The organism is Phenylobacterium sp. (assembly GCF_030645195.1).
In the GTDB taxonomy this organism is placed as follows: Bacteria; Pseudomonadota; Alphaproteobacteria; order Caulobacterales; family Caulobacteraceae; genus Phenylobacterium.
This window is the reverse complement of sequence record NZ_JAUSLW010000059.1, coordinates 19056-27257: the sequence shown is the minus strand read 5'-3', so window position 1 is coordinate 27257 and position 8202 is coordinate 19056. Positions and strand designations below refer to the sequence as shown.

The 8202-nt window shown below is 70.4% G+C and carries 7 protein-coding genes and 1 pseudogene; 2 read left to right on the top strand and 6 right to left on the bottom strand.

The genetic code is table 11. The features are described from left to right. Positions 1 to 113: pseudogene (locus Q7T09_RS05120) on the bottom strand (PadR family transcriptional regulator); the annotation flags it as partial. A 279-nt stretch (positions 114 to 392) separates the two neighbouring features. Between Q7T09_RS05120 and Q7T09_RS05115 the strand changes: the two are divergent. Then, a complete protein-coding gene (locus Q7T09_RS05115) occupies positions 393 to 3080 on the top strand; it encodes a PAS domain S-box protein (protein ID WP_304698164.1) in 2688 nt (895 codons plus the stop codon). A gap of 71 nt (positions 3081 to 3151) precedes the next feature. Next, entirely contained in the window at positions 3152 to 4825 is a 1674-nt protein-coding gene (locus Q7T09_RS05110; protein ID WP_304698163.1) for an MFS transporter, read from the top strand. A 6-nt stretch (positions 4826 to 4831) separates the two neighbouring features. Here Q7T09_RS05110 and Q7T09_RS05105 read toward each other — a convergent pair whose 3' ends face one another. The 5 genes from Q7T09_RS05105 to Q7T09_RS05085 form a co-directional block, all read right to left on the bottom strand. Then, entirely contained in the window at positions 4832 to 5839 is a 1008-nt protein-coding gene (locus tag Q7T09_RS05105; RefSeq protein WP_304698162.1) for a phosphotransferase, read from the bottom strand. Positions 5840 to 5911: 72 nt separating this feature from the next. Next, positions 5912 to 6607, bottom strand: coding sequence for a molybdate ABC transporter permease subunit (modB, locus tag Q7T09_RS05100; protein ID WP_304698161.1), 696 nt, complete (start codon positions 6605 to 6607; stop codon positions 5912 to 5914). Next, complete coding sequence (locus tag Q7T09_RS05095) at positions 6604 to 7494, bottom strand: bifunctional precorrin-2 dehydrogenase/sirohydrochlorin ferrochelatase (protein ID WP_304698160.1); 891 nt, start codon at positions 7492 to 7494, stop codon at positions 6604 to 6606. Before Q7T09_RS05095 ends, modB begins: the two co-directional genes overlap by 4 nt. Then, entirely contained in the window at positions 7495 to 7812 is a 318-nt protein-coding gene (locus Q7T09_RS05090; protein WP_304698159.1) for a hypothetical protein, read from the bottom strand. It abuts the gene before it with no gap. Continuing rightward, positions 7809 to 8162 (bottom strand): cytochrome c family protein, encoded by a 354-nt coding sequence (locus Q7T09_RS05085; protein WP_304698158.1) that lies wholly within the window; start codon positions 8160 to 8162, stop codon positions 7809 to 7811. The genes Q7T09_RS05090 and Q7T09_RS05085 overlap by 4 nt, the downstream gene beginning before the upstream one ends. Positions 8163 to 8202 lie beyond the last annotated feature (40 nt).

The following is an 8202-nucleotide window of genomic DNA, read 5'->3' as shown; positions in this document are numbered from 1 at the left end:
TCGGCCAAACGGCTCGCGATCTCGTAGGCGTAGTTGTCGCCCCGCGAGAGGAGCGCGAGAACGCAGAGCTCGAGCACGCCCTTCTTCAGCTGAACTTCAACGGCTTCCGCCACGGGATCTGCCTCCAATTCCTGCGCACTGCCTATCGCAAGGTACTGCTTTATACAAGGTAGTGGGCGTCGCACGATAGTGAACTTTTCGTAAGGCCGAATATCGTTCGCCGCAAAGGCGATTGTCGTCCAAGGAACCCGGGGCGCCGGTCCGATCGTGAAATAAGGCGCGCCATGTCCGACGGTTGAGGGCGCGTCAACATTCGCGATCAACCCTTGTTCTTCGAACGTTGCGTTTACGCTTCCCGCTTATGCAGTGACCCCGAATACGGGGGAGTTTCCATGCCGGAAGAGCGTGCGACCGACACGCCGACGGAACACGGGCCGCTGGTGGAATGGTTGTTCGCCAACAGCCAGGAGCTTCTGCTCGTCATCGCCCCGGACACGCGCTTCAAGCTGGTGAACCCCGCCTGGACCGCCGCCACCGGCTGGACCGCCGAGGACATCGTCGGCCGCTATCCCGCCGCGTTCCTGCATCCCGACGACCTGGCGGACTTCGGCAAGTTCGCCCAGGGCCTGATCAAGACCCGCACCGGCGAGAACCTCGCCCGCATGCGGATGAAGGACGGCTCCTATCGCTGGTTCGAGGGGCGCAGCCAGCTCACCGACGACGGCCACATCATCGGCGTGCTGCGCGACGCCACCCGCGAGCGTGAGCGGGAGGCCGAGCTCGAGGACGCCCGACGCACACGCCTGTTGCTGTCGGAATCCGCCGGGGTCGGCACCTGGACCTTCGAGCCGTCCGAGAGCCGGGTGAACTGGTCCGACGACATCCGCGCCATCACCGGCTATGGCCCCGACGAGATCCTCACCGCCGAGGAATTCCGCGCCATCCTGCACCCCGATGAGGCCGAGGAGGTCCGCGCGGCCTTCAACCACGGCGTCTTCGAGGGAATCTCCCAGACCTTCGAACACCGGATGCTCAACAAGGATGGCCGCTGGTCCACCTGGCGGGCCACCTTCCATTGTGAGCCGCGCGAGGGCGGGGGCTACGCCCTGAAGGGCATGTCCCAGGACATCACGGAACTGGCCGCGGCCCGCGACGCCGCCCTGGCCGCCGAGCGCCAGATCCGCCAACTGGTGGAGAGCGCGCCCTTCGCCGTGGCCATGTTCGACCGCGACCTGCGCTATCTGATGATCAGCGAACGCTGGCGCCAGGCCTTCAGCCTGGGCCATCGTGACCATGTGGGCCTGCGGCTGGAGGAGGTCTTCCCCACCATCCCCAAGAAGTTCCTCGCGGCCCAGAAACGCGTCCTGGCCGGCGAGGTTGTCGCCAGCAAGGAAGACCGTTTCACCGACAGCCAGGGCAACCGCCACTGGGTCCGCTGGGAAGCCAAGCCCTGGCTCGACGCCGCCGGCGAGATCGGCGGCATGCTGGTCTATGTGGACGACATCTCGGCGGTGTCGCGGGCCCGGCGCGAGGCCCAGACCAATGCGCGGCGCCTCAAGGTGGCGCTGGCCGCCGCCGACGCCGGGGTCTACGAGATCGACCACGTCAACAAGACCTTCTGGGCCAGCCCGGAGTTCAAGAAGCTGATCGGCCGGTCGTCCCGCAGCTACAAGGACGCCCAGAAGCTCGACTTCCCCAAGTTCCACCCCGACGACATGGCCGACGTCCGCCAGGCCTTCCTCGACATCAACGCCGACCGCCGCAAGTCGGGCGAGGCCTTCGAGGCCCGCATCATCACCCCCTCGGGCGAGGCTCGCTGGATGCGGGTCTTCCACCACCTCAAGCGCGACACCAAGGGCCGCTGGATCAAGGGCGTGGGCATGGTCCACGACTTCGACCAGCGCAAGCGTCAGGAGCTGGCTCTGATCAAGGCCCAGGAGGCCGCGCAGGCCGGGGCCGAGGCCAAGGCCGCCTTCCTGGCCAATATGAGCCACGAGATCCGCACCCCCATGAACGGGGTGATGGGCGTGCTCCACCTGCTCAAGACCGAGAGCCTCTCGGAGGAGGGGCGCGCCATGCTGGAGGAGGCGCTGTCCTGCGGCCAGATGCTCGCCGAGCTGCTCAACGATGTCATCGACTTCTCCAAGATCGAGGCCGGCGCCCTGGTGCTGGCCGAGGAGTCCATCGATCCCGCCGCCCTGGTCCAGGGGGTCACCCGCCTGCTGCGGCCCCAGGCCGAGGCCAAGGGCCTGGCCCTGAACATGGAAGGCCTGTCCGATATCGGCTGGGTGCGCACCGATCCGGTCCGCCTGCGCCAGGCCCTGTTCAACCTGGTGGGCAATGCGGTGAAGTTCACCCTGGCCGGCTCGGTCACCGTCCGCGCCGCCCTGCATCATCGGCCGCAGGGCCGCATCCTGCGCTTCGAGATCACCGACACCGGTGTCGGCATCCCGGCCCAGGCCCAGGAGCGGATCTTCCAGCGCTTCGACCAGGGCGACGCCTCCACCACCCGCCGGTTCGGCGGTTCGGGCCTGGGCCTGGCCATCACCCAGAAGCTGGCGCAGATGATGGGCGGGGCCGTCGGCTTCACCTCGGCGGAGGGCCAGGGATCGACGTTCTGGCTGGAGGTGGCCGCCCCCAGCGCCGAACCGGTGGCGCCCATGGCCGACGCCGGCGACGCCGTCCTGGAGGGCCTGCGCATCCTGGTGGTGGAGGACAATTCCACCAACCGCATGATCGCCACCAAGCTGCTGGAGAACCTCGGCGCCAGCGTCGAGACCGCGGCCGACGGCCTGCTGGGGGTGGAGGCCGCCGCCCGCGGAGCCTTCGACCTGATCCTGATGGACGTCCAGATGCCCGGCATCGACGGCCTGGAGGCCAGCCGCCGCATCCGCGCCCTGGGGGGCTCCGTCGCCCAGACCCCCATCGTGGCGCTCACCGCCAATGTCCTGTCCCACCAGCGCCAGGCCTATCTGGAGGCCGGGATGGACGGGGTGGTGGGCAAGCCCATCTCACCCTCGGCCCTGCTCACCGAGATCGCCCGGCTGAGCGCGCCGGCGGCCGAGGAGGCGGTGGCCTAAAGTCCCGCCCTTCCACCCCGGCGCCGGCCAATGCTAGACCTTGGCCCGCAAAGAGCTCGGGGGAGAGACGCATGGCCGACGCCGTGATTGGAGACGTGAAGGCGCCGAAGGAAGCTTCGCTGCGCACGGTGGTGGCGGCCTCGGCGGCCGGGACCACCTTCGAATGGTATGACTTCTTCGTCTTCGGCAGCCTGACCCAGGTCATCTCCAAGACCTTCTTCTCCGGCCTCCCCGAAACCGCCGGCTATATCGCCGCCCTGGCCCTGTTCGGCGCCGGATTCGCCTTCCGGCCCCTGGGCGCCCTGGTCTTTGGCCGCATCGGCGACCGGGTGGGGCGCAAGGGCGCCTTCCTGTTCACCGTGGTGCTGATGGGCGGGGCGACGGTCGCCATCGGCCTGCTGCCCTCCTACGCCCAGGTGGGCATGCTGGCGCCGGCCCTGCTGGTCCTGATGCGCATCCTGCAGGGCTTCGCGCTCGGCGGGGAATACGGCGGGGCGGCCATCTATGTGGCCGAGCACGCGCCCCCCGGCGCCCGGGGCCGCTCCACCAGCTGGGTGCAGACCTCGGCCGCCTTCGGCCTGTTCGCCGCCCTGCTGGTGATCCTGCTGACCCGCGTCGTGGTGGGTCGCGTCGCCGGACCCGAGGCCTTCGACGCCTGGGGCTGGCGCATCCCGTTCCTGTTCTCGGCGGGCCTGCTGGCGGTCTCGATCTTCATGCGCCTGAAGCTCTCGGAGAGCCCGGCCTTCGCCAAGATGAAGGAGGAGGGCGAGGTGGCCAAGGCGCCCTTCACCGAGGCCTTCGGGACCTGGAAGAACCTCAAGATCGTCATCCTGGCCCTGGTGGCCATCATGTTCGCGCAAGGGGCGGTCTGGTACACGGCCTTCTTCTACACCCAGACCTTCCTGGACAAGTTCCTCAAGGTCCCCCCCGAGACCATCAACCTGCTGATGATGGCCGCCACCGCGGTGAGCGCCATCTTCTACGTCGTGTTCGGCTGGTTGTCGGACAAGGTGGGGCGCAAGCCGGTGATGCTGTTTGGCATGACCCTGATGCTGATCGCCTACTTCCCCGGCTTCCTCATGCTGGCCAAGACCGCCAACCCGGCCCTGGCCGAGGCCGAGGCCCGCACCCCCATCGTGGTCGTGGCCGACCCGGCCGAATGCTCCCTGCAGTTCGACCCCATCGGCAAGGCGGCCTTCACCTCCTCCTGCGACATCGCCAAGAGCACCCTGGCCAACGCCGGGGTCTCCTACAGCAACCAGAAGGCCGCGCCCGGGGCCAAGGCCCAGGTGAAGATCGGCGAGACCGTCATCGAGTCGGGCTCCATCGGCGGCCTGCCGAAGGACGCCGCCAAGGCCGCCAAGACCGTCATCGAAGGCCGCATCAAGGGCGGGCTGAAGGCCGCCGGCTATCCGGAGAAGGCCGACCCGGCGCGGATGAACCTGCCCGGCGTCTTCGGCGTGCTGATGGTCTTCGTCATCGCCGCCACGGCCCTGTTCGGACCCATCGCCGCGACCCTGGTGGAGCTGTTCCCGACCCGCATCCGCTACACCGCCATGTCCCTGCCCTACCATATCGGCACCGGCTGGGTCGGGGGCTTCGTCCCCTTCACCGCCTTCGCCATCGTGGCGGCGGTGGGCGACATCTATTCCGGCCTCTGGTACCCGTTCGCCTTCACGGCGCTCTCGGTGGTCACCTGCCTGTTGTTCCTGCCGGAGACCCACAAGCGGTCCCTGCACGACTGAGGTTCGTCAGGGTGTCAGCAGCCTGACCGCCTGATCGAAGGCCGGGGTTTTCATACCCGCCAACGCGGCGTTGAGCCGGCTCTTGCCGTAGGTGACCTGGCCCTCCCAGCCCTCCAGGACGTAGGTCCCGGCGCCCAGGCCCTGGTGGATCTCCGCCAGGTCCGGCGCCGCCAGCCCGCCGGGCGCCGCGACGCCCGGCCGCTGGCCGGCCACGGCGTTGAGCATGATCAGGCCATAGAACAGGTGGTTCACCTGCCGCATGACGTGAAGCCGCGCCCGCTGGCGGGGATCGGGCGCCTGGCCGAGATAGGCGGCCAGCAGCAGATCGGCCTCCGCCGCGCCGGAGGTCATGAAGTTGGCCAGGGTCGCCAGGTCCACATAGCGGTCGGCCAGGAAGGACGACTCCCAGTCGACGAACCACAGGCGGCGGCCGTCATAGAGGAGGTTGCGCGGATTGAGGTCGTTGTGGCTGGAGACCAGGTCGGCCGGATCGGTGCGATAGGCGGCCCTCAGCCGCATCCAGCGGGCGAACAGGGGCGCCGTGGCCTCCGGGTCCAGCAGGCCGGTGGCCCGGTGCTCACCGAGGATCGCCTCCATGCCCTCCATATAGTCCACCAGGGGCGGGAAGGCCGGGGCCTGGTGCAGGGCGCGCAGGGTCTGGGCCGCCTCGGTGATCAGGTCCGCCCGCGTCCCCAGGAAGTCCTGGCTGAGCGAGCGCTCGACGACGAACTCCATGATCGCCACCCCGTCGGCGGCGTCGGCGTAGCGGACCCGCGGGGCGATCACCGCCTGCGCGGCGATGCGCATGCAGGCGTACCAGCGGTCCGGATCGCGGAAGGCGTCGCGGGCCCCCTCGATCCGCAGCAGATAGGCGATGCCGCCGACCCGGATCTTGTAGATCAGGGCCCCGGAGAGGCCGCCGCCCAGCGGGGCGATGGCGTCCAGCTCCCTCGTGCCGAAGGCGGCGGTCAGGGCGCGGTCGACCGCGGGGCGCTTGGCGGCGGGGATGGGCATGGGCTCGGCTCCGGGTGAGCGCGACTTTTTACCCGGATATAATATGAAGTCAATATTACCCGGGTAAATAAGCTAGGGCGCGCCGCGCGAGGCCCGAGTGGCCATCCGGCCCACGGCGTCGGAGACCAGCACCGCCCCCACCGCGATCGCCGCGGCCACCAGGCAGAGCGCCCCGGCGCGGGCCTCGTCGCCGGGCGACTGGGTGGCGCCATAGATGGCGGCGGGCAGGGTCAGGGTCTCGCCGGGGATGGCGGCCACGAAGGTGATGGTGGCCCCGAACTCCCCCAGCGCCTTGGCGAAGCCGAGGATGGCCCCGGCCGCGACCCCGGGCAGGGCGAGCGGCAGGGTGATCCGGAAGAAGCGCACCAGGGGCCGCGCGCCCAGGGTGCGGGCCACCTCGTCCACCTCCCGGTCCAGGGCCTCGATGGCCAGGCGCATGGGGCGAACCATGAGGGGAAAGGCCATCACCCCGGCCGCGAGCGCCGCCCCGGTCCAGTCGAAGGCGAAGGCGATCCCGACCTTCTCCAGCAGGGCGCCGATGGCGCCGCGCCGGCCGAACAGCAGCAGCAGGACATAGCCGGTGGCCACCGGGGGCAGGACCAGGGGCAGGGTCACCAGGCCGTCCAGCAGCACCCGGACCGCATAGCGGCCCCGGGCCTGGGCCATGGCCGTCAGCAGGGCCAGCGGCAGGCCGAAGGCGGTGGCGGCCAGGGCCACCTTCAGCGACAGGGCCACGGCGGCCCAGTCCTCCGGGGTCAGAGCGCTCACGAGGCGGAGGCCAGGATCTCGACGGGGACGCCCGCGGCGGCCAGGGCCTGCGCCTCCGCCGCCGGCGGGGCCTGGACCACCAGCCGCACCACCCGTCGGCCATTGCGGGCCAGGTCGATGAGCGCTTCCGGCGTGGCGGCGGCCGGCGCCAGGCGATCAGCGTCCCGGCGGGCCATCGACAGGATATCAGGATCCGCGCCCGGATCGGCGGCCAGGACGTCGGCGGCGGCCAGCGCCCGGCTGGCCCTCAGGGTCAGGAGGTCGGCGGGGCCGCGGCCGGCGACGAACTGGATCTTGCCGGCGGCCTTGGGACCCTTGGCGATGGCGGCGCGGAACAGGCTCTGGGCCTGCTCCATGTCGCCGGACTGGGCGGCCTCCGCCACCGCGCCCGACAGGGTCTCGCGCAGGAAGGCGCGGCGGGCGTGGAGCTCGGGGAACTTGGCCCGGACGTCGTCCTGGAACTTGCGAAACAGGGCCGCCACCCGGCCGGTCCCCTCGGGCACCCGCTGCTCGATGTCGTTGCGCAGCATGGTGGCCAGCATGGGGGAGGCGCCCCCGGTGCCGATGGCGGCCACCACCTCGCCCCGGTCGATCACCGCCGGCGTGGTGAAGTCGCAGAGCTCGGGGCGGTCGGTGACATTGACCAGGGCGCGGGCCACCCGGGCGGCGGCGGCGGCCCCCCTGGCGAAGGTCTCGTCCTCACCGTCGATGAACACCAGCCGGGCGCCGGAATAGCTGCCGGGCAGGAAGGCCTCAGGACCCTCCACCCGAACCAGGGTCGCCGGCGAGGAGGCCAGCAGCCGCAGCTTGGCCTCCGCGGCCTCGCCGGAGCCGGCGATCACCACCTTGACGCCGGCCAGCGGAAAATAGGCGGGGAAGGCGTCCACCTAGCCGGTTCTGCAGTTCCGGTAGGGACCGGCCGGCGCCCCGTCCAGGTCGGCGCTCGCCCCCTTGGTCGTCAGGGTCACGCCCCCGGCCGAGAAGATCGGGTCGCCGCGCTTCTTCTTCACCTGGCGCAGGGTGGTGGTCTTGCCGCCGGCGGTCACCCGCACGATCCGGCCGTCCAGGGCGTAGGACGCGACGAACCGCTTGCCGGCCCCGCAGCTGTAGGTCATGGGCGCGTCGCTGGCGTCCTCGGGCGCGACGGTGGCGCAGCCGGCGAGCGCCAGGCCGGCGGCGAGCGCGATCCAGGGCGCGGCTTTCACTTCAGCCCCTTCAGATAGCCGATCACCGCGGCGCGGTCGGCGGGGGCGGCCAGGCCGCTCATCATCTTGGTGCCCGGCGCGAACTTGGCGGGCGCAGCCAGATAGGCGTCGAGATTGGCGTCGGTCCAAGCCTGGGCGCCCTTGGCGGCCAGCCCCGCGGAGTACTTGTAGTCGGCGAGACCTGCGATCTTGCGGCCCGCCACCCCGGTCAGGCTGGGCCCCATGGGGCCGCTCTTGGCGGCGTGGCAGGTCTTGCACTGGAGCATGAAGGTCTTGGCGCCGTCGGCGGCCAGGGCCGGCGAGGCCGACAGACCCGCCAGGGCCAGCAGAACGGGAAACAGGCGTCTCATGAAACCCTCCGGAACGTCATCGTCCTGACTAGCGCGTCGC